Raw genomic sequence first — 489 nt, forward strand, 5'->3', positions numbered from 1 at the left:
ATAGACATCGTGCATTTGATATCTATGGTATTACGCAATTTCCTCGTCTTGTTCATCCGGGATTTCGTGATGTTGTCGGTCTTCATTATCACTTGCATCGGGGATGGGGTGCGCCTTCTGCAACGGTATATGTCTGGGCAAACTGTCGAGAAAAACCTAACTCTTTAGGTAATAAATTCACTGCTGAACGTGATTTCCGCTTCAATTATCCAAAGCGTTTGTATGAAATTTATGAATCTGCAACTGCGAACACAGTCAAGTTGCGTATTCCTCTTAAACTCTTTGCAATTTTGATTATTCCTGTTGTTGGGGTTTTTATGTTTGGCAATATGATCTTTGGTCATGGTCCAAATTTTTTAACAAGTATCTTTGGTGGATCTGAACAAACAAAAACTGTTAAACAGGCAAATCAAACACAGCCTACGGCTTCTGCAACTAAAGAGACTACTTCTCAGGATCAGACTGCATTTGTTCCAGAACTGGATTGTA

The 489-nt window shown here is 39.5% G+C and carries 1 protein-coding gene; it reads left to right on the forward strand.

Going from position 1 to position 489, the window contains the following annotated elements; genetic code table 11:
* Positions 1-489, forward strand: a 489-nt coding sequence (locus J502_RS17040; RefSeq protein WP_034685284.1) for a zonula occludens toxin, incomplete at both ends; no start/stop codon positions are given.

Source organism: Acinetobacter sp. 1294596, assembly GCF_000582925.1.
In the GTDB taxonomy this organism is placed as follows: domain Bacteria; phylum Pseudomonadota; class Gammaproteobacteria; order Pseudomonadales; family Moraxellaceae; genus Acinetobacter; species Acinetobacter radioresistens.